The following is a 19,758-nucleotide window of genomic DNA, read 5'->3' as shown; positions in this document are numbered from 1 at the left end:
TTGAAATGTTGAAGGATTTACATGTGAATTTAAATAAGTGGCTTTATAATACTGATGCTGCCGCACTTATATTACGGCTTACGCTTGGCGGTTTATTAATTTTTCACGGCTGGCATAAAATCCATTCCGGGATCGGCTTCATCTTGGACATGCTTAGCGAGCATGGCGTTCCGTCATTTATTGGTTACGGTATTTATCTTGGTGAAGTGGTAGCTCCCATTCTGATTATTCTCGGTATTTGTTGCCGCCTGTCAGCCATCACCGTCATTGGTACGATGATCGTTGCCTGGCTACTGGCTGATATCGGTAATACGTTCCATATAAACGAAGTTGGTGCTTGGGCTATTGAAGATCTGATGTTTTACGTCATGATGTCGGTGGTGCTGTTGTTCCTCGGTTGCGGAAAATATTCCGTGATGGCGAACTCTGACTGGCGCTAATCGGCGGCAGTTAATATCACCAGCGGCATATTTTATGCCGTCGGTGACATGCAGTTTTCCACATTATTTCTCAGGGTATACTCCCTGCGCTCTACTTTATTCCCAAAAAAAACAATGCAAAAAAAATAACCAATTAAATATCATTGACGCAAATCATTCTCATTATCGTTAACAATTCGTTTAACTTCCGTTGATTATCGTAGTTACGCGTTTTTCTTATTTACTCAACGGATTTGATATGAAAAAAAATAATCTCGCCACCGCGATTCTTATTGCTGTGGTACTGCCTGCATTCGCTCAGGATGATACCATCGTGGTCACCGCCAGTGGTTATGAGCAAAAAATAACCAACGCGCCAGCGTCGATTTCGGTGATTAACCAGCAGGAGCTGGCCACAAAGAGCTACAGCGATCTCGGGGAAGCTTTAAGCGGCGTGGAAGGTGTAGATGTCCGCGGCGGAACAGGTAAAACCGGCGGACTGGATATTTCGATTCGCGGCATGCCAAGTAGTTACACGCTGATCCTAATTGATGGTGTGCGGCAGAATGCCAGCGCGGATACCACGCCGAATGGTTTTGATACCCTTAATACCGCCATGATGCCGCCGCTGTCAGCCATCGATCACATTGAGGTGATCCGCGGCCCGATGTCAACGCTGTACGGCTCTGATGCCATGGGTGGTGTGATCAACATTATCACCAAGAAAAATACCGACAACTGGCACGGTGGCATCAATCTCTCGCACGCGCTACAAGAGCACAGCAAATGGGGTGACAGTTCAACCGTGGGCATGTACACCAGCGGTACGTTGATCCAGGACAAACTGGATCTGGCGATGCGCGGTAACTTTGAGCATCGCCAGGGATCGAGCGTCACCAGCCTGAGTGATAGCGGTGCCAACACGCGCGTCCCCTACCCGACCAAAAGTGACAACTACACTGTCGGCGGCAGACTGGACTACCACACCAGCGACAAAAATACCTTGTGGATTGACGGTGAAACCTCACAGCAGCAGTACGATAACCGAGATAGTCAGCTTGGCCCGGTTGGCACCAGTGGCGGCGGCTACCGTAAACAACTGCGCTACCAGCGCAACAAAGTTGTGATTGGGCATGACAGCGATCTCGGCATTGGTCGCTGGAGTTCCAGCCTCTCGTATGCGGTAACGGAAAACAAAGGCCGCCTGCTGACGGCACGGACACTGTCGAGCGCCAACAGCAACCTGATCGGCCAGGATCGCCAGCTAAAAAATAACAATACGCTGTTCAACACCAGCCTGGTGGCGCCGATTGGCACCGATCATCTGTTAACCGTCGGTGGGGAATACTGGGATGCGCGTTTGAAAGATGGTATCGTGCTGGCGAACAGCGGCGAGACATTCCGCCAGCAATCGTGGGCACTGTTTACCGAAGATGACTGGCAGATCCTCGACCCGCTCTCGCTGACATGGGGCGCGCGTTATGAGAAACACGACAGTTTTGGCAGCCACGTCAGCCCACGCGCCTATCTGGTGTGGAATATGTTCGACGACTGGACGGTGAAAGGCGGCGTCAGCACCGGGTATAAAACACCGTCGCTGAGCCAGTTGCACAACGGCGTCAGCGGCGTGGCCGGTAATGGCCTGGTCACCACCATTGGCAACCCGGACCTGAAACCGGAAACCAGCGTTAACTACGAAACCGGCCTCTATTACGAGAATGCCAGCAAGGTGAAAGCCAATATTACCGGCTTTATCAGCAATTTCCGCAATGCCATTGAAAGCGAAACCCTCGACGATTCCACTTATTCCTACCGTAATGTTGGCAAAGCGATTAACCAGGGTATTGAGTTCGCCACCTCGTTCCCGGTAGTGATCCCGGAACTGACTATGAACCTGAATTACACCTGGACCGACAGCAAACAGCGCGGCGGCGATAATCCGGGCGCACCGCTGACTAATACTGCACGTCATATGGCTAACGCCAGGTTGTCATGGCAGATGAGTGCGGCGTTAACCTCCTGGGTAGCGGCGGAATATCACGGCAAAACGCCGCGTTATACCAGCAATGTCAATAACCTCAGTGCAGTTGAAAAAGAGGTGTACGACGATCGCGGCGCTTACTTGAAAGCATGGACGGTGGTGAACATGGGCGCGTCGTACCGCATTACGCCGCAGCTGACGGTCAACGGCACCATCAACAACCTGTTAGATAAAGACTTCTCGGCCGTGCAGCTCTATCAGTCGGGCCGCAACAGCATGTATGCCGGGGATTATTTCCAGACGCAGGCCTCAACCACCGGCTATGTCACACCTGGTCGCAACTATTGGTTGTCGCTCAACTACACTTTCTGATGATAGCAACCCGCAAGCGGTTTATCTCGCTTGCGGGGCGGTAACAATAGCGCGGAATACGGTGCGGATCAGTTCTTCTAGCAGCACCGTTTCCGGCTCATCGAGAATGCCGCGCATCAACCAAGCGTCGATAAACGAAACGGCTGCGCGGGCTTTTTCCGGCGGCAAGTGTAAAAACTCAATCAGTAGCGTTTCATGCTCGTGCAGCCAGTTCATCGCGCAGGGCCGCAGCAACGGGCGGGATACTGCCGCGACAAACAGTTCATATTCCGTGCTAAGCCGCGAGCGCTCGCTCAGCGTCCACATCACAAAGCGGGTGAGGATATCTTCCGTCGCGCCCGAGGCATTGAGCTGCAGCCAGCGGCGAGTGCTGTCGCTAAATTCATCAATCGCCAACTGCATCACCGCCGTCAGCAGATCATCCAGCGTGCGAAACTGGTAAGTGGTTGTGCCGAGCGACACGCCCGCTTCTTCGGCAACGGCACGATGCGTACAAGCCTGCAATCCATCGCGGCGGATCACTTGCGTTGCAGCACGGATAATTTTCTCTTTTGTAACTTCACTTTTTGACTGCGACATAACCATTTCCTGAAATAACAACCTCCACGCCGCCTGATGATACTGTATTCTGCCGCGCTGCGTCGGAGCATAGTGTGGAAATAAAAAACAGGCAATAGCGATAAAAGCCACTGCCTGTTGGTAATACGGCACGATGTTAGTGTGCCAGCGCCTGCGTCGGATGCAGACCTGGCCAGCCAGGAGACGGTTCACCCGTTACTTCGCCAAAATAGAGCGTAATTTGCGAGCGGAAGCGTTCTACCGCCGCCCGATCGCTCATAAATTTGGCGAACGCCTGCGGATCGGTATTCTTATATTCCCAGATATGTTTGTAGCCCTTCACTGGCGCGACATCGGTACGCACCGACCACATATACCAGACGCTGGATTGGGTGTTTTTATCCAGCAACCAGTTAAGATACAGCTTCGCCGCTACCGGGTGTTTAGCCGTTTTGAAGATAGCTGCGCGCTGCGCCCAGGAGACGAACGGATCGTGCTGCGGTAGCACAAAGCGCGAGTTTGCTTTGTCATCAACCGCCAGGCTGCCGTCGGTAGAGAAGGTCGCCAGCGCTTTGCCACTTTCGACATCATCGGCAGGTGCCTGCGTGCCGCGCACCATTATCGGGTTCTGTGCTTTCAGCTTCGCGACATATTCCCAGCCATATTTATCCACCGTCTGTTTAAACCAGAACAGTACCGCATCATCGTCGTTCGGCCAGGTCAGGACGATTTTGTCTTTCAGCGCCGGCTTCAGGTAATCCTGCGCTTCACGCGGCCATTGCTCCGGCGTCAATCCGCGCGTGTTGACTACGTTCGAGAAGGCATCGACAAACACCCCAGTCCACGCGCCATCGTTATCACGGAATGCTGGCCAGATTTTGTCCCAGCCCGCCGGTTTGTAATCCAGCAGCACACCCTCTTTTTTCCAGCGCGGGTAATCCTGCAAGGTTTGCAGCTGAACCACATCCGGCACCAGGGAGTGCGTCGCCAGCTGGTTATCAATACGCGCATCGTGGAACTTGCTGTAGTCGACGATGACATTCAGTTTGACACCAGGAAACTGCTTTTCGAACGCCTGTTTAATACCGTCCTGCTGACCGGGGGTATCACCACCGGCATAAACCACCACTTCTCCCCCCTCTTTCAGCGCACTTTGGTAGAGCTGGTCAAGAGTTTGCGTTTCTGGTGAAACCGCCGCCCATGAGGTGGAGACAGAGGCAGACAGTACCAGTACCGCAACGCGGACCTGATTTTTGGCAATTAACATCGTATTTCCCTTCTCGGTTGGGTGGTTATTTCAGTAATTCAGCGCTGGCAAACAGTTTGTTTTTTCCGCCGACAGCGACGGTTTTAAAGTACGGTGCGCCCGCAGCATCGGCTTTGTATGCCAGTGCGCGAACTGCGTCGTCAACGGTGCTGGCACCGAATAAGGAAATCTGGCCCACAATGTGGTGGCCGTTGGCGTTTTGTACTTCGCTGGCGCCAAAAGAGGCATGGGAAAGTAGCAGCAATGCAGAGGCACAAATGGCATGCAGGGCAGTGATACGCATGATCGCTTTTCTCTCTTGTGATGAATAGATGATATCGCGGTGTTTCGTCGATGCGTCGAATGCTACGCCCCATTCAGCGAGATGAAAATTGCATATCACTGAACAACTAAATCAAAAAAAATGACCAATAAAAAAGTAAAAAATTAACAAATAAATATAAATTATGAATAGTTATTGGAATTTAGTTTTATAATTAACAATTATAAATGAATAAAATATTGAAAAGTGTACTTATGTACAATGTTTAAGGGCAAAATAACTGACCATTGAAAATTAAATCGGATATTGCGCTACCTGAGCGGTTGCAAATCGGGTTGTAAGTGGGAATCCGCCAAAATTTTCAGTTGTTCTCGAGCGAACGGTGCGCGAACTGAACGGGGTGTCGTATCTGCTGAGTCTGCCGGCTGACACGCTGTTTTTCCCCCTGATGGCCATATCACAGCGCCAAGCTCTGCCCATTAGGCACCGCGCGTTTTATGCCCCACCACTTCTTCTATATCGCTTATGCCGGGCGCCTGCTGATACTGCCCATTCTGATGCATGTCTGTTGAGAGGTGCACAGCCCCGGGGGGGGGGTTATCGTTGCCCCGGGATGAAGCCACCCTGCTCCAGTAACTCAATGGTCGTCTGAGGATACAGGACCTGGTCTGGCTGCCATTTACCTTGGAGTGCCCAGCGTCCGGCGGAACCAGTCAACAACTCTGTTGATGACCACTGGCTGGTACCAGTGATAATCGCCATGTTCAGCCCCGTCAACAAGCACATAGTCTGCGCAATCCCCCGATTTCCTGAGAGCGTTATAAAGCTGAGCACTCTGCTCAGGTGATACCAGAGTATCCTTACTACCATGCATAATCAGGAAGGGAGGCTTGCGTCCGCCAAGATGTCCGACGGGGCTCGCGCTTAGGATTTTCTGCGGTGTGGATGTGATGGAGGCGCCAGCAAAATCTCTGAAGGCCGCACCATTAACCAGCAGAGCTTCAGTTACAGCCGGGGACTGATGAACTTTCTGTATATCCTCCGGGAATCCCTCACCTATGTTGTGCAGGTCAGAAATTCCATAAAGCGTGGCGACGGCCTGAACATCAGAGGGCTGACTGAGAAAATCACCTTTATCAAAAGACTTATCACCATTGGTTGTCCCAAGCATCTGGGCCAGCCATACTCCGGCAGAATCGCCCAGTACTCCGATACGTCCGGGGTCAATACCATAGTCAGCAGCATGCTGACGAAGGTATCTTACCGCAGCTTTGGCATCCACAACCGGTGCCGGAAAGGTGTCGGGAATTGTCAGGTATTCTGCTGCTGCAACGACATAGCCAGCGCTGGCCAGAGCCATGCGCATCTCAATGAACTTGTCGTGTTCAGCCGTGGTGAACCTCCGCCGGGAAAGTAGATGATGGCAGGCTTCAACTTATCATTCCGGGGAACAAGAACAGACATATGTAATTGCCTGACCGATCGTTTGCTTTTTACCTGCTCATAGACCACATCACCGATGTTATCGGGTGGTATTGACCTGAATGACATCTGCGCCCTGAACGTATCCCGGGAGGTTATGTTTATCGGAAGCTATCGCTCCGGTTGCTGCTGAAATCATTAAAAATCACCTGTCAGACAGATATCCGGGCATTTCATGCTTTGTATCCTTTTCTGTTTTAAAATCTATTGTATTTTCTGTTACTTATGCTGAAAAGTATTCCTTAATTATCAGCAATCAGTGCAATAAAAAAACCTGCCTTTGGTTCTTTACTGCCGTTGATACTACGCTTGAATACAACATACCTGAGACAAACGGTATCCCGTTGCCTCTGCGGTTTCACTTTTTACCTGCCGGTAGTACAGAATTTTTTGATGCCGATCATGATCGGCCTGCGAAGGGGCCTTATCTGACAGTGCCTGCCATGATGTGGGGACATCAAAGCTAACAATCCGCAGTTCATGTTGTTCGAACTGCGTTTTCAGCGTCATCCAGTCGGTGTTGCTCAGGCGGGTAAGTCGGTCTATCTGCTCGACCAGCAAAATATCATTACGGGTACTGTCCATCAGCAAGCGTCCCAGTCCCGGGCAGTCAAGTTTTGTCCCGCTGATATTCTCCCGGTAATAGCTAGTTTATGGCTATGGGATAGAGGGGGTACCCTTGCGGCTTTTACCGGCACAGAGTGTGATCGTCTATACTTTTATCCTGGATGTCATCAATAATGGAATGGATAAGGTTGAGTTCTTCTGGCAATCATATTTTTCCGGTGCGAGGAAATACCAGATTAGGCTCGCGGTTTTTTGGCTTTTCCCTCTTTTACCTGCTTATTGGGATCTTGTTCGGCTGTGATGAACCTGAAAAATGACCTGAGGAAGTTAGGAGCAGCCAGATTTCTGCGGCGATAACGGTCTCACTGAGGCTGTCAGAGCAAAATTATTACCGTATGAAATCCTGCGGATATATTCATTACAGAGAACCTCCCGTTGCCGAGACCTGTTTAAATAACCCTTAAACAAAAAGAGGTTAATGAATGCCCTCAAAAAAAAAGTGATAGAGTATTCATGGAAATACCTTACAGAGCGAATAATGAAATTAAGAAAATGGGCATTAGCCACCGGTATTCTTGCTCCCGGAATCCTGGTTACACTGCTGTCGTCAGGTATGGCCTATCGCCAGTTGAACAGGGACATGGACGTGACGGCGGACATTCTGATGAGCCAGATCGATCACGTTACATCCATTGCTCACCAGGCGAGTTTGGTTTCCGCAAGGCTTTCGACCCAGCCCTGTGAAAGTATCCTGCAGCAAATGACGGAGAACGGGGCCCTGACGCCCTATATCCGCAGCACGGGACTGATCCGGGATGGTATGTTAAGCTGTTCGTCCATGAGCGGTACCAGACAGTTAAATGCCGCGGCGGTTTACGGTGTTGCTGTTTCAGCCCCTACTGGCAGGCTGAAAATCATCGCAACAGAGGGTACCAGTAGCCTGCCTGGACAGGCGGCGGTTATCTACGCATACGGCGCCGGCAAACGGACGACGGCATTCAGCGTGGTGGACGCACGGTACTTCACGGATCTGCTGGATTCCCTCGATGATGATAATCATTCGGTTCAGTACCTTCGGTTTAACGATGGGCCTATTATTTCAGGCCCGAAGAAAATCGCCCCTGACGCCAAAATGTTCAAAGCGGAGTACAGATCTTCTGCGAGTCAGGCACAACTTCAGGTTTTTACACCGCCGCGTTCGCTTCTCCATTACATCCTACGTAATTTGCTCTTCCTGGGCCCCCTGTCTTTGTTACTGACCCTGGTCATTCTACACATGTGGCGTCACTGGGAATCAAGAAAATTATCTCTAGCCGATGAAATCAGGAAAGGGATGGCAGACGGTGAATTCAGGGTGTATTACCAGCCGGTCTGTCACACATCGACAGGTGCCTGCTCCGGCACAGAAGCTCTGATGCGCTGGCAGCGTCCCGATGGCAGAAGCATATCACCCGCGGTCTTTATCCGTGCAGCTGAAGAGGAAGGGCTAATTGTCAGCCTGACGAAACATCTGTTCAATATGATAGAGGAGGATGTCAGGGCCTGGAAGGTAATAGCCCCCTTCCATCTTGGTGTGAATATCGGACCTCCTCACCTTAGGGACCAGTCATTTACTGCTGACATCCTGAGACTGGAGGTATCCCTCGACTCCGCTATTCAACTGGTGCTGGAAATTACCGAGCGCAGTCTGGTTGAGGACAAAGAGACGGCGTCAGCGAAACTTCATGAGCTCCGTCAGAAAGGTTGCCGGGTGGCCTTGGATGATTTCGGTACGGGCTACAGCTCGCTGAGCCTGCTTCAGAACCTCCCTGTGGACTACCTGAAGATTGACAAAATATTCATCGACAGCCTGACTTCGGCCGCAACGGATACGCCAGTACTGGACTCCATTGTTGGCCTCAGCAAGAGACTGGGACTTACCACAATAGCGGAGGGCGTGACTGCAGCTCATCAGGTTGACTGGCTGATTAAAAATCAGGTTCCGTACGTGCAGGGGTACTATTATGGCCGGCCCATGCCTGCATCTGATTTCTATCATTGGTACAGAGAAAGAAGCACTAACCTGAAGGGAGGTTACGTTGTCGGTACTCAGCCTTAGTTTATTTTTTTTCACATAGGCTATACAAACTATGGTTAGATTACCTATTGTTAGGGTAGAAAATTAATACAGAGGGAAAGCTAGTGAAACCCGTATGTAAAGATGAAAAAATTGCTCTATTAACGGATATGTTGAACCTGAGTGTGGACTGCATCAAAGTCATAGACACAGCTGGCTGCCTGATTTTTATGAATCGTTCTGGATGCGAGACTCTTGGCGTAAATATTAACGAAACAGAATTCGGCATGGAGTGGATAGCACTGCTTCCAGAAGCATTTCACAGGAAGGGGAGAGATGCTTTAAAAAAAGCGCTGAGTGGTGAATGTTCAGGATTCAGAGGTATGAGTATTTTGCCTGATAGCCGTAAAACTCACTGGGATAACATGCTTACGCCTGTTTTGGATTCCAGTGGAAAAACAACTAAAGTTTTTTGTGTTTCTAGAAATATAACATCCCAGGTGTTAGCAGAAGAAAAGCTTAAAATTATAAGTGAAACAGACCCGCTAACAGGGTTGCCAAATAGACGTGCATTAATAAAACATCTTAGAGAAGTTATTTTCAAAGCAAATAAATTTAATAAAAAAGCCGGTGTTCTTTTTATTGATATTGATGATTTTAAAAAAATAAATGATTCCTTAGGCCATTCTGCAGGTGATGAGTTACTAATGCAGATTGCATCTGACTTAAAAAAATAAGTCCTATCAGTTCTTTTGTTTCTCGATTTGGTGGTGACGAATTTGCTATTGTCCTTGACGGAGGGGAGAGGGAACTATCTGAGTGCGCGAATCTTCTCCTGCGTAGTGTTAGATGTGATATAAATTTCAGTGGCGTTTTTGGACGATCTTCCCTGACTATTGGTGGGGCTCTATACCCTAATGATGGATTTACTGAAGATGATCTTATGAGGAGGGCTGATATTGCATTGTATCAACAGAAAATAAATGGTAAGAATGGTTTTCGATTGTTTGAAGATGTAGATTGTGATAATTAATAATGTAATGGTGATTTATGAGAATAAATGTATTTAATTATTATCAACCTATAGTCGATATTGATTTTAAATGCGTGGGTTTTGAGGTGTTATTAAGAGGTTTTTTTAAAGGTGAGATTGTTGGTGCTGCTGAGTGTCTTGATGAAATAGCAAGTGGTTATGGATTTGTCACTCTAGCACTAAATCAAATAAATGAGGTCTTGTCATTACGGCAAGAAATAAAAGATGTTTATTTTAGCATTAACGTGACCTCTGACTTTTTTAAATCCAAAGAAGTGATTGAGTTTCTTGATAAGATAGATGTTTCCCATAGGCGTTATATACAGTTTGAAATACTTGAAACTGTAAGATTCTCAAGCGATGTTGATATGATTTACAATGCAAAGAAAATAAATTCACTTGGCTATATGTTTAAGTTAGATGACTTTCTTTCTGGGGAAAGTTCTGTTTTCCCTTTCATTAATTTTGATTTTGAATCTATAAAAATTGATTTAAGTGTGATTGCTAATTATAAGGATAATAAAAGAATAGAGGCCTTGCTAATGACATTAATTTACTACTGTTCTATTTCTAACTGCAACTCAATTGCTGAAGGTGTCGAGAGTATTGATGTTTTTTATGATTTAAAAAGTCTTGGTGTTTCTAATTTTCAGGGTTTTTTGTTCTCTAAGCCAATGCCTAAATCGGAGGTTATTTCAAATTACAAAAAATTAAAAAAATGGATTTATTTGTAATTTTAGTGACGAAAGAACATGCAACTTCAGTTAATCAGGAAATATGTGATTGGGGTGTCCACGCTGAAGGTTTGCCAATCCTGCAGCGCCAGACGGCATTGTTGAATAAATCGAACTTTTGCTGAGTTAACGAATCTGATCACGCACATATGAGATCATCTGTACAGACCTGTCTCTAAACAATGTACTGGACTCAGTATCCAGCAGACTCACAGAAAAATCATGGCAGCAGTTACCGACGGAACTTATGACACCCAGTTGTGTCACGATGAACTGCGGAGTAGGAATATCAGCTCGCTTATCCCTCCCCAAAAAGGTACGGTTACCCTGGACAGTCGTCGCTCAATAGCGGAAACGGCGATGTACATGATGATAAAGGCCGGCATGCCTGAAAGTATTCGTATTGCCTGAGTAGAGGCCTGTTACAGGAAAGTGCTCCCCAAATCTTATTTATTCAATAAAGCCGTACTGAACCTTAAATTCAGCAAAAGTTCGATTTATTCAGCAAGGTCATAATTATGTTCTATGCTAAGACAGTTTGTCTTTTCCCATTTTTCTTCGCCTTGTAGAGTGCTTCATCAGCACGAGAAATCAGGGTTTTAATATTATCAACATCTAGTGCAATATCAGCATCCTGAAAACTTATCCCTATGCTTATGCCTATATTTGCATTTATATTATAGGTCTTTATGCATCTATCGAATAAAACGTTAAGATTTGAAAAATGCTCTTTAACGAACTTGGTGTCATTATTCTCATGGATGACAATGAATTCATCACCGCCATATCTGCAAAAAATATCACCGCCAAAATTACTCTTAATTAAAATAGCAAGAAGCTTTATGATTTTATCACCAGCTAAATGACCATAAACATCGTTTACTTCCTTGAAATTATCTACATCTATAACAGCCAGTGACAAAAAATTACCTTTCTTTGGGTTAATCTTATTGTTTAGTTTATTTAATAAGTACCTGCGGTTGTATACGCCAGTTAACTCATCAATTAAAAGTTGTTCTGATATTTCTTTTTTTATTCTTTGATTCTTGCTTGCTGAAACTGCACATAGCGTTGCCGCCCCTATAATACTAGAAATTGCAATTCTATAAGAGTCTAACCCAGAAAATGTCCCATTTAAATTCCCGAATGAATTCATTTTAATAACCCCGGATGAAACCATATAAATCAAGAATAATCCAGTGATTGATGTAATAACAAGACTGAGTCTTAATGGATATATCACAGCGCATAACAATAATGCTGGAAGTATTAATGTTATATTAATTCCATCATCAAAGTAAGTTATAACTGTTAACATGAAAATCATAAAAATAGCTGGTGGTGTTTTAATTTTTCTTGTCAGTTTTTCCGCATTAATCTCCCAAAGTAGCATTGTGGGAAGTATAATTATACCTGTAGAAAGACTTTCTGCCCCCCAACCACTAAATGTGCTAATGAATTTGTCTTGCGGTCCGACCAGCAATCCCGCAGAGAGACCAAAAAGCAATGAGCTAATAGTAATTGATACATATATGTATATAACATCAAGTTCGCTCGCGTTATCAAATTTTCTCTTGCGCAAGAGAAAAGAACAAATGATTACGAAGAACGCATTGCTTATATTCAAAATCCAAGGGTTGGAGACTGCACCCCTGCTAAATATGGAGTCTAATAATGATAATGTTATATAAAAAGCGGTAATTGGTAGTAATATACAAAACCTGTAGTGCTTGCATATTATGTATACAATCACAGAGTTTACTGGCCAAAATAATGAGAAAAAGTCACCCGGACTGGACAAATATCCAACGAAAAAAAACAAGGAGGTATAGAAAATAACATATGAAATAAAAAAACCTTTCGCTTCTAATTTATTATGTCTTTTAGTCTTCATTTTACGCACCAGTTTAATTGTGATGAAAAGCTTATCTTTTTATTTCTTGGGAATTATCCTTTTCGATTAAGGTGTTTTGTGCGTCAAAAAGAACCATTAGTGTAGACCACCCAGGTACGACGTTACAACTGTTCCAGTAAGTCTCAACAGCTTCTTGGTGCGTATTCCTGCATAGTCATCACCATAGCCACGGTTACTGAATATCATTTTTTGTTCCTTGGCTGAACAAGGGTTATGATTCTTGCTAAAACTTCTCACTTTCTTCTATGCCTCGGTCATTGTCAGATTCATAATCTTGGTTGTGTTTCTCCATCATATAAACTGGCTGAGAAACTTTGCCATCGAACGGGAGTGATCGACTCTTGACGACTCTGTTATGGGGGTAAAGGGCATTCTCTCTATCTGATATGCCGGATGATGGGAATATTTTACACTGATCTGGTTGCCAGTACAGGTTGTCAATGTGAAGATTTTAAGCAATATAAAATGAACTGGCAGCATCGTTGACCTTCTCATAAGAGAGGCTTTGTTGAATAAATCGAACTTTAGCTGAGTTAACGGATCAGAGCATGCTTCCCTCCCGAAAAGGTGCGGGTTACTGGTCCGGTGAGAATGTATTGCAACCGTACCGTTGCGAATCAGTATCTGAGCGGGAGTAATGCGCGGTGTAAGTGGGCGACAGATTACAACCGTCGCTCAATAGTGGGAATTCGATGTACTGGATAAAGCAGTTGTTCGGAGGTTAACTGACGCTGCGTGATTATGACGGGCAGGTACATAGGTTTTACAGGATGACAGAGGCTGGCATGCCTGAAAGCGTTCGTAATGCCTGAGTAGTGGCCTGTTACAGTAAAGTGCGCCCCAAATCTTATTTATTCAACAAAGCCGCCTCTTACTTGAGAGTTTACTCGCTTAGTCGCGTGTCCACTATTTGCTGGTAGTGTCAATAAGCGAGATACCAGCAGTGGTAATACGGGGGGAGTAATGCAGTCGCCTGAAGATTTTTCGGGTCTGGGGCATATAAAAACAGCATATTACCTCAACGCTTACTGCATGTGATAAAACGAAGAAGGTAACACCACCCACAGTGGTGTTACCTGTCAAAATATAGCATATATTTTACTTTGGCAGTTCAACAACATTTTTCACATCAGTTTTGTTGATTTGTTGCTTAACTCCGTCAGCATCCGTGTAGCCTAATAATCCGGATTCAGCTTCTTTGGGTTTTCCATCACTAATAATGGTACGCCCATCGTTGGTATGAATCGCATAACTGGTGCGAGTACATCCTGAGATGGCAGTGATAACAAGTAAAGTAGAGAAGCATGCAATCATTTTTTTCTTCATAAAACTGATTTCCTTTAGTTATCCAGTTCACTCATATTTGATACTTGATCTCTGTTAATCTGCTCCGTTTTTCCGGTTTGAGCATCCTTATACGAAATAAGACCAGTTTCCTTATCAACCTCAGGTTTCCCATCAGTAACAATAGTTTTACCATCGGTAGTTTTAATTGCTTGATTGGAAGAGCACCCTACATTCAGGACGGCAGAACAAAATATGAGCGTTAGTACAGAATAGAATTTCACAGTAAAACCTCCAAAAGTTAACAATTCGCTAACTTTTTTTAGGTTAATATATTTTGGATATTTTGCAAATTTTTATACCAAAAAAAATTTACGCATGTAATCCAAAAAAAAATGGGAAAATCTTTGGCTATAAATCCCAGTCCGACATTAATTGAATTGAAATAATGAACATTTCTAACTATATATTGATTTAACCCTACCCCAGAATCCTGTTCCATTCAGAATCATAATTCTGGTGATCTGCTCCTCGTTGATTAATACATGCTCCCCCCTATGCTTAAACTTGGACTGAGCCCACCCCGGTAGACGATCCTGCCCTATAGTTTGAGATACAAGGGGGAACATATGGGCACACCACGATTTACACCTGAATTTAAGGAAGAAGCCGTCCGTCAGATAACGGTACGCGGTTATTCCGTTGCGGAAGTATCCGACCGGGCGTTTCTGCGCACAGCCTCTACAAGTGGCTACGGGCTGTCAAGCCTGATAACAGCGAACAACATGCCCGGGATTTACTGGAAGCCAAAAGCGAGATCCTGTAACTACGGGCGCAGCTGAAACGGACCGAAGAAGAACGGGATATCCTGAAAAAGGCCGCGTAGTACTTTGCAAGGGAGCCCGACTGAAGTACCGCTTTATCAATGAACACCGCACTGTATGGGGTGTGATGACGATGTGTCGGGTACTGAATGTCGCCCGCGTTGCTGCATAACGCGGTCTCCGCGCGTGATAAAGATAACCAGCGTCTGCTGACGCTTATCCGTGACTTATATTCACTGAGCGGAGGCGTATATGGTTACCGGCGGGTTCATGGCTTTCTGAACGAAATCGGGGAAACCTGCGGTAAAATCGGGTGGGCCGTATTATGCAACTGAACCGCATCAAAGCGGTACGCGGTTATAAAGCGCCACGCCGTATCGCCGGGAGACCTTCCGTTGTTGCACCTAATCGCTCGTCCGGGCCAATCAGGTCCGGGTCACGGATATTACTTATAACCGCACCTTGCAGGGCTGGCTGTATCTGGCGGTGGTTATCGAACTCTTCGCCCGTAACGTGGTCGGCTGGTCGATGAAGCCATCGCTCTCACGTGAACTGGCGCTGGACGCGCTGATGATGGCCGTCTGGCGGCGAAAACCGGACAGCGAAGTCATTGTGCATTCGGATCAGGGAAGTCAGTACGACAGCTACGACTGGCAGCGCTTCTGCCGGGCCAACAACCAGGGATCTGGCCCGGACGGATATCTTAGATTACATTGAAGTTTTCTACAACCGGGCCCGGCGTCACAGTCACCTCGGTGGCGTCAGCCCGGAGGCCTTCGAACAGGCCTCATCGTGAGGACAGAATTTGTCTACTGTCGTGGGGTCAGTCCACTTAATGCAAATTATCGGTATTTAAAAATTTAATTGGATTGAAATAAATCATTACTTAATTTTGAGTAAAGTGAAACTTAAGCACTGCTAAAAATAGTAGGATTAATCTTTGCTTATTGTTGTTTTTAGCACAATATGAATAATGAACATAACTAAACATAACGATAACAACCTATGAAAATTCAATTTATTGCAATTGCTTTACTGGTGGCGATCTCGGCACCCTCATACTCAACATTCCAGGAAAGGGAATACAATATCTGGTATCAAAAAGATGCTGTACTCTACGATATTACGCAGACCTCAGAGGGGTTGCCTGTCATGATAAGCATCTCTCAACCAGGAAGGGGGTCGGCCAATATGCTGGTATCCTATATGTCCGATGGCGACTGTGGCGAAAAGAAGGGCCAGCTTAATGTGAACGGAAAAAATGTGCCTGCAACTTACAGTTGCGTATCAGTCGGAGCCAACAGGATTGAACACTTTGCAGTAAATGATGCAGAAAGGGTCAATGAGATGGTTAACCACCTCAAGTCTGATTTCACTCTGTTGCTTCAGAACGATATTAAGGTCTGGGCTGCCAACATAAAGACGCCGAAGTACGGCATAGCGCCAAGATTTTAAATCGCCAGATTTAACCGCCTGAGGGCATTTTTTTGTTGCCACTCACAATATTTTCCCCGCTAAAAGATAAAGAACTAAATATACCTTTAAAGAAATAAGCCAGACTCGCTAATGAGGAGCTTTTTATCAACTAAGGAATGAGTATGACAGTAGGCATTCACTCTTCGCTGGTAGTAATATTTATTCTGAAATTACATTAGGCATTCTGCACTATTGACCAAGTGTTATGGAGGACGAAATGGACAGGCTAAAACCAAACAAAAAATATAATGACGAGAAACATAACCTTACAGCGCGTCAAAAAAACAGTATTGCACGCCTCAGAGAAATCAGTCGCCAGTTTCTCGGGCAACTTGATAAACTTGGGAGCGATGATGCTGATCAGTTCTGGCTTGAGATTGCCCGTACCGATATCCAGACCGCCTGCAACGCAGCCTGCCGCGCTGTAGAGAATAGTGATAAGACAGATGAGTAATTTTTGGAATGGGGATGAACGATTTTAATATTTTAAGTCTTTGTGTTCAGAATAAGGGTGTGGCAGGCATCATACGTGTGCTGTCAGGAGAACACACCGAATGAATCATGCTTTTCCTAGTCTTCTTCACCCCCTTCAGACACCAAGGCAGATCAGCTCTGCCGCCCTAGATATGGTCAAAGTGCTGGCACTGATCGCCATGCTGGCCGACCACATCAACACCCTGTTCCTGATGCCCCCCAACCCGCTGTTGTATGCGGCTGGCCGGATGGCCTTCCCCCTGTTCACTTTTATGTGGGCGATGAACGTCCAGCGCAGACCGGAACGGCTCTAGGTGAGGGCAAACCGTCTGTGGATATGGGCCGTCATCACCCAGTCGGTGTCCAGCCTGGCCTTTGCGCATCACCAACCGTGGTGGGCTCTGAATATCCTGTTCGTGTTCGCGGGCGTCACACAGATGCTTGCCCTTCGGTACCGGTACGGAAAAAAAGGGCTGATGGCAGGTGCTCTGCTGCTGGCCATTCTAGTCTGCCCGCTGAGTCCGGCCAGTTACGGTCTGGCGGGTGTTGCCCTGGCCACCGGTATGGTCGTCGCCACTGGTGGAAAAACGCCAGGCATGCAGCTTACGGGAATTATCGTGTCCGGGCTGTCGCTGTGCAGTCTGAACGGGGGGGCGCATCTGCTGAGTCTGCTGGCAGACACGCTGCTATTTGCCACGCTTCCCACACTGGTGTTTCCCCTGATGGCCGTCTCACTGAGCATTCAGCTGTGTCCGGATGGCTGTCCACGCTTTATGCCCCGGCATTTTTTCTACATGGCTTATGCCGGTCACCTGCTGGTACTGCTTATCCTGATGCAGCTCCGGTGACGGGACCCCGGTTTACGGGGCATCAGCCCCGTTCCAGTAAATCAATCGCCATCTGGAGATAAAGGACCTGCTCCGGCTCCCATTTCCCGATTTCGGAAAGTTCATTGCACAGCATGATGACGATGTTTTCGCTTGTGGAGTCGTGTCCTGCTTCAACAAGCGAAAAAACGATACTCCCCACCACCTGGCACATCTCCTCATACTGGCGCATGAAGGTGTCTGAATAGTCCATCCGATTCTCCCTACTGAGTGCCAGTTTAACATCAAAGTTCCCGGTCATTATGCCGCCAAGCGGAATGGAGACGCCAGTAATGCTAAATCTAGCGTTTTCGATGAGGGCGTCGTGACCGGCGTCAGCCGTTTCGGATTGATAGTTTCTGCCTTGCCCATCCCCCTTCCTTGTATGTAATCAGTGACCTGTTTTACGGCTTCAATTTTGAATTCTTCGGTGAACGTTTTGACTGACATATACACTCCTTCATTAGGCCTCCATTATGAGGCAAAAAAGTGTCTACGAAACCCGGGTCTATTCATAATAAGTAGTAACCTTCAGCCACATTCCGAAACGTTATTCACCTAGAAGCATGACACCAGTTAAGTAATGATAAACGCATTATTTTTCTTCATTAGAGATCCCAATGTTTTTTATTAAAAAGCACAGTCAAAACTCGTCCTACATCGGTTTAATAGTTCTAGCCATACTCTGTCCACGTGCAGTTATAGCTGCCATTCCGGCCTGTTCAATGTCAATAAAATCTGGGGATGTTACGGTAACCTCAGTGGTACAAAAGGCGATAGACCAGTGCAGCAGCAATGGAGGAGGCATCGTCACACTTCCCGCAGGAACATGGGTCAGCGGCCCACTAACACTAAAAAGCCATGTCACATTACATTTAGCTGCCGGAAGCACACTAAAATCAACGGGAAATCCCGATGACTTTGTTCCAGCATTTATCAGCCAGCCAACCCACCCAAGAGAAGCACTAATTATTGCCAGCCATGTACAGGATATTGCGATAACAGGTCCAGGAACTATAGATGGTCAAGGGCAAAAATCGTGGTGGTCTAAGGCCAGCGATGCTAGGGAACATCTCAAACACGGAGATGTATCCTGGTTCGAAAAGAACTGGAAAGGCATACCGCCGGCTAACGGAATGCCACGCCCTTGGTTGATCGAATTTGACCATGTGCAGGGAGGAAATATCAGCCAGTTACACATTATTAACTCACCAATGTGGAATCTGGTTTTACGTAACAGCGAAAATATTGACGTTAGCCGAAGCAGTATATTTAACCCTCCTGACTCACCAAATACAGATGGCATAGATGTAGTATCTTCAAAAAATATTTCATTACGTCACCTTAAATTATCCACAGGTGATGACGATATCGCGATCAAATCAGGATTAGCATCTACAGGTAAGGCCCCACCTAGCAGCAATATAAATATTGATGATATTGATATTTATCGTGGCCATGGATTATCCGTTGGCAGTGAGACGGCTAACGGTATTGGCCGTGTAACTATGCAAAATGTAAGATTCAATGGAACAGATAATGGGCTTCGTATTAAATCTGGCCGCGATCGCGGCAATCAGATAGGACCTATCAGTGCTGATAATATAACTATGAACCACGTGAACGTACCTCTAGTGATCACAGATAGTTATGGTGGTAATGGCGGATATTCTTCCAAAAGCCTGACATCGATACCTACATCAGCAATTTCATCACTGACACCATTTATCCACGATGTAACTATCCAGCACCTGACCGCCACTAACTCAGGGATGGCTGGAATAATAAGTGGTCTTCCCGAAGCACCTCTGCAGAATATAACTCTGAAAGACATTCATATAGATGCGACACACGGCTTACAGAGTCGGTATGTTTCTGGGGAGATAAAGAATGTTCATGTCACATCAAAAGAAAGAGATCTCCCATTACTGCAAGGTCCTGACAGTCACTGGGACAATGGCTAAATAAGTAGGTTACAGCCCCTAGACTACTATCAACAGGATAGGGGCTCTTTTTGATAAGCCAAATGCAATCTACATTTTACATAACGTCTCATTACGCGCACCGCTCAGACGGCCTCAGCGCGTTTCTGACGGGGTACGGGTAAAACCGGCAACAAACCACCCTGAAAACCGGCAGAAACGCATCTGCCAGATTTTACCGGCATGCATGACTATGCAGCCAGATG

At 46.3% G+C, this 19,758-nt stretch carries 17 protein-coding genes and 6 pseudogenes; 13 read left to right on the top strand and 10 right to left on the bottom strand.

Translation table 11 applies throughout. The annotated features are described in order from the left end of the window. Positions 1 to 5: 5 nt before the first annotated feature. Both M987_RS23035 and M987_RS23030 read left to right on the top strand, forming a co-directional pair. Entirely contained in the window at positions 6 to 440 is a 435-nt protein-coding gene (locus M987_RS23035) for a DoxX family protein (RefSeq protein WP_041162307.1), read from the top strand. A gap of 238 nt (positions 441 to 678) precedes the next feature. Next, positions 679 to 2,772, top strand: a complete 2,094-nt coding sequence (locus tag M987_RS23030; protein ID WP_014063836.1) for a TonB-dependent receptor — start codon at positions 679 to 681, stop codon at positions 2,770 to 2,772. A 21-nt stretch (positions 2,773 to 2,793) separates the two neighbouring features. Here M987_RS23030 and M987_RS23025 read toward each other — a convergent pair whose 3' ends face one another. The 5 genes and pseudogenes from M987_RS23025 to M987_RS23005 form a co-directional block, all read right to left on the bottom strand. Continuing rightward, the gene (locus M987_RS23025) at positions 2,794 to 3,351 is read right to left on the bottom strand and encodes a TetR/AcrR family transcriptional regulator (protein ID WP_014063835.1); all 558 of its coding nucleotides are present in this window, start codon (positions 3,349 to 3,351) and stop codon (positions 2,794 to 2,796) included. 136 nt (positions 3,352 to 3,487) lie between these two features. Beyond that, a complete protein-coding gene (locus M987_RS23020; protein WP_014063834.1) occupies positions 3,488 to 4,597 on the bottom strand; it encodes an ABC transporter substrate-binding protein in 1,110 nt (369 codons plus the stop codon). 25 nt (positions 4,598 to 4,622) lie between these two features. Further along, positions 4,623 to 4,880 carry a YdgH/BhsA/McbA family protein gene (locus M987_RS23015; RefSeq protein WP_014063833.1) on the bottom strand — a complete coding sequence of 86 codons (258 nt, stop codon included), beginning with the start codon at positions 4,878 to 4,880 and terminating at the stop codon, positions 4,623 to 4,625. A 658-nt stretch (positions 4,881 to 5,538) separates the two neighbouring features. Further along, a pseudogene (locus tag M987_RS23010) lies at positions 5,539 to 6,480 on the bottom strand (alpha/beta hydrolase fold domain-containing protein). 164 nt (positions 6,481 to 6,644) lie between these two features. Then, positions 6,645 to 6,989: pseudogene (locus M987_RS23005) on the bottom strand (recombinase family protein); the annotation flags it as partial. Between the two features lie 457 nt (positions 6,990 to 7,446). Between M987_RS23005 and M987_RS22995 the strand changes: the two are divergent. The 5 genes and pseudogenes from M987_RS22995 to M987_RS25350 form a co-directional block, all read left to right on the top strand. After that, positions 7,447 to 9,006 (top strand): EAL domain-containing protein, encoded by a 1,560-nt coding sequence (locus M987_RS22995; RefSeq protein ID WP_014063832.1) that lies wholly within the window; start codon positions 7,447 to 7,449, stop codon positions 9,004 to 9,006. 83 nt (positions 9,007 to 9,089) lie between these two features. Further along, a complete protein-coding gene (locus tag M987_RS25140) occupies positions 9,090 to 9,701 on the top strand; it encodes a sensor domain-containing diguanylate cyclase (protein WP_041162306.1) in 612 nt (203 codons plus the stop codon). Further along, on the top strand, positions 9,698 to 9,997 hold the full coding sequence (locus M987_RS25355) for a diguanylate cyclase domain-containing protein (RefSeq protein WP_080562863.1): 300 nt from the start codon (positions 9,698 to 9,700) through the stop codon (positions 9,995 to 9,997). The genes M987_RS25140 and M987_RS25355 overlap by 4 nt, the downstream gene beginning before the upstream one ends. Positions 9,998 to 10,014: 17 nt before the next feature. Further along, positions 10,015 to 10,731: an EAL domain-containing protein gene (locus M987_RS22985; RefSeq protein ID WP_014063831.1), complete on the top strand. Its 717-nt coding sequence runs from the start codon at positions 10,015 to 10,017 to the stop codon at positions 10,729 to 10,731. Between the two features lie 142 nt (positions 10,732 to 10,873). Beyond that, positions 10,874 to 11,142: pseudogene (locus M987_RS25350) on the top strand (IS5/IS1182 family transposase); the annotation flags it as partial. Positions 11,143 to 11,254: 112 nt separating this feature from the next. Here the strand turns inward: M987_RS25350 and M987_RS22975 are convergent. Next, positions 11,255 to 12,625 (bottom strand): GGDEF domain-containing protein, encoded by a 1,371-nt coding sequence (locus M987_RS22975; protein ID WP_014063830.1) that lies wholly within the window; start codon positions 12,623 to 12,625, stop codon positions 11,255 to 11,257. 566 nt (positions 12,626 to 13,191) lie between these two features. Between M987_RS22975 and M987_RS25130 the strand changes: the two are divergent. Further along, a pseudogene (locus M987_RS25130) lies at positions 13,192 to 13,458 on the top strand (IS5/IS1182 family transposase); the annotation flags it as partial. 286 nt (positions 13,459 to 13,744) lie between these two features. Here the strand turns inward: M987_RS25130 and M987_RS22970 are convergent. Next, on the bottom strand, positions 13,745 to 13,972 hold the full coding sequence (locus M987_RS22970) for a YgdI/YgdR family lipoprotein (protein ID WP_014063829.1): 228 nt from the start codon (positions 13,970 to 13,972) through the stop codon (positions 13,745 to 13,747). A gap of 14 nt (positions 13,973 to 13,986) precedes the next feature. Continuing rightward, positions 13,987 to 14,214: a YgdI/YgdR family lipoprotein gene (locus M987_RS22965; RefSeq protein ID WP_014063828.1), complete on the bottom strand. Its 228-nt coding sequence runs from the start codon at positions 14,212 to 14,214 to the stop codon at positions 13,987 to 13,989. A 345-nt stretch (positions 14,215 to 14,559) separates the two neighbouring features. On the opposite strand from M987_RS22965, the pseudogene M987_RS22955 reads away from it, so the two are divergent. The 4 genes and pseudogenes from M987_RS22955 to M987_RS22940 all read left to right on the top strand — a co-directional run bounded on the left by M987_RS22955 (position 14,560) and on the right by M987_RS22940 (position 17,552). Further along, positions 14,560 to 15,550: pseudogene (locus M987_RS22955) on the top strand (IS3 family transposase). Between the two features lie 209 nt (positions 15,551 to 15,759). Then, entirely contained in the window at positions 15,760 to 16,209 is a 450-nt protein-coding gene (locus M987_RS22950; protein WP_014063827.1) for a hypothetical protein, read from the top strand. 238 nt (positions 16,210 to 16,447) lie between these two features. Next, on the top strand, positions 16,448 to 16,684 hold the full coding sequence (locus tag M987_RS22945; RefSeq protein ID WP_014063826.1) for an Acb2/Tad1 domain-containing protein: 237 nt from the start codon (positions 16,448 to 16,450) through the stop codon (positions 16,682 to 16,684). Positions 16,685 to 16,784: 100 nt separating this feature from the next. After that, positions 16,785 to 17,552: pseudogene (locus M987_RS22940) on the top strand (TraX family protein). A gap of 22 nt (positions 17,553 to 17,574) precedes the next feature. Here the strand turns inward: M987_RS22940 and M987_RS22935 are convergent. Both M987_RS22935 and M987_RS22930 read right to left on the bottom strand, forming a co-directional pair. Next, on the bottom strand, positions 17,575 to 17,784 hold the full coding sequence (locus tag M987_RS22935) for a DUF2767 family protein (RefSeq protein WP_071881312.1): 210 nt from the start codon (positions 17,782 to 17,784) through the stop codon (positions 17,575 to 17,577). 47 nt (positions 17,785 to 17,831) lie between these two features. Then, positions 17,832 to 18,020, bottom strand: a complete 189-nt coding sequence (locus M987_RS22930) for a hypothetical protein (RefSeq protein ID WP_014063824.1) — start codon at positions 18,018 to 18,020, stop codon at positions 17,832 to 17,834. A gap of 275 nt (positions 18,021 to 18,295) precedes the next feature. Between M987_RS22930 and M987_RS24340 the strand changes: the two genes are divergently transcribed. Next, positions 18,296 to 19,534 carry a glycoside hydrolase family 28 protein gene (locus M987_RS24340; RefSeq protein WP_128738948.1) on the top strand — a complete coding sequence of 413 codons (1,239 nt, stop codon included), beginning with the start codon at positions 18,296 to 18,298 and terminating at the stop codon, positions 19,532 to 19,534. Positions 19,535 to 19,758: the final 224 nt, after the last annotated feature.

It is taken from the genome of Enterobacter soli ATCC BAA-2102, from assembly GCF_001654845.1.
Classification (GTDB): Bacteria; Pseudomonadota; Gammaproteobacteria; order Enterobacterales; family Enterobacteriaceae; genus Enterobacter; species Enterobacter soli.
This window is presented reverse-complemented; position numbering and strand designations above follow the sequence as displayed.

Coding starts and splice junctions, on each gene's coding strand:
- M987_RS23035 (WP_041162307.1), top strand. CDS start 6: ATGTTGAAGGATTTACATGTGAATTTAAATAAGTGGCTTTATAATACT.
- M987_RS23030 (WP_014063836.1), top strand. CDS start 679: ATGAAAAAAAATAATCTCGCCACCGCGATTCTTATTGCTGTGGTACTG.
- M987_RS23025 (WP_014063835.1), bottom strand. CDS start 3,351: ATGTCGCAGTCAAAAAGTGAAGTTACAAAAGAGAAAATTATCCGTGCT.
- M987_RS23020 (WP_014063834.1), bottom strand. CDS start 4,597: ATGTTAATTGCCAAAAATCAGGTCCGCGTTGCGGTACTGGTACTGTCT.
- M987_RS23015 (WP_014063833.1), bottom strand. CDS start 4,880: ATGCGTATCACTGCCCTGCATGCCATTTGTGCCTCTGCATTGCTGCTA.
- M987_RS22995 (WP_014063832.1), top strand. CDS start 7,447: ATGAAATTAAGAAAATGGGCATTAGCCACCGGTATTCTTGCTCCCGGA.
- M987_RS22985 (WP_014063831.1), top strand. CDS start 10,015: ATGAGAATAAATGTATTTAATTATTATCAACCTATAGTCGATATTGAT.
- M987_RS22975 (WP_014063830.1), bottom strand. CDS start 12,625: ATGAAGACTAAAAGACATAATAAATTAGAAGCGAAAGGTTTTTTTATT.
- M987_RS22970 (WP_014063829.1), bottom strand. CDS start 13,972: ATGAAGAAAAAAATGATTGCATGCTTCTCTACTTTACTTGTTATCACT.
- M987_RS22950 (WP_014063827.1), top strand. CDS start 15,760: ATGAAAATTCAATTTATTGCAATTGCTTTACTGGTGGCGATCTCGGCA.
- M987_RS22945 (WP_014063826.1), top strand. CDS start 16,448: ATGGACAGGCTAAAACCAAACAAAAAATATAATGACGAGAAACATAAC.
- M987_RS22935 (WP_071881312.1), bottom strand. CDS start 17,784: ATGGACTATTCAGACACCTTCATGCGCCAGTATGAGGAGATGTGCCAG.
- M987_RS22930 (WP_014063824.1), bottom strand. CDS start 18,020: ATGTCAGTCAAAACGTTCACCGAAGAATTCAAAATTGAAGCCGTAAAA.
- M987_RS24340 (WP_128738948.1), top strand. CDS start 18,296: ATGTCAATAAAATCTGGGGATGTTACGGTAACCTCAGTGGTACAAAAG.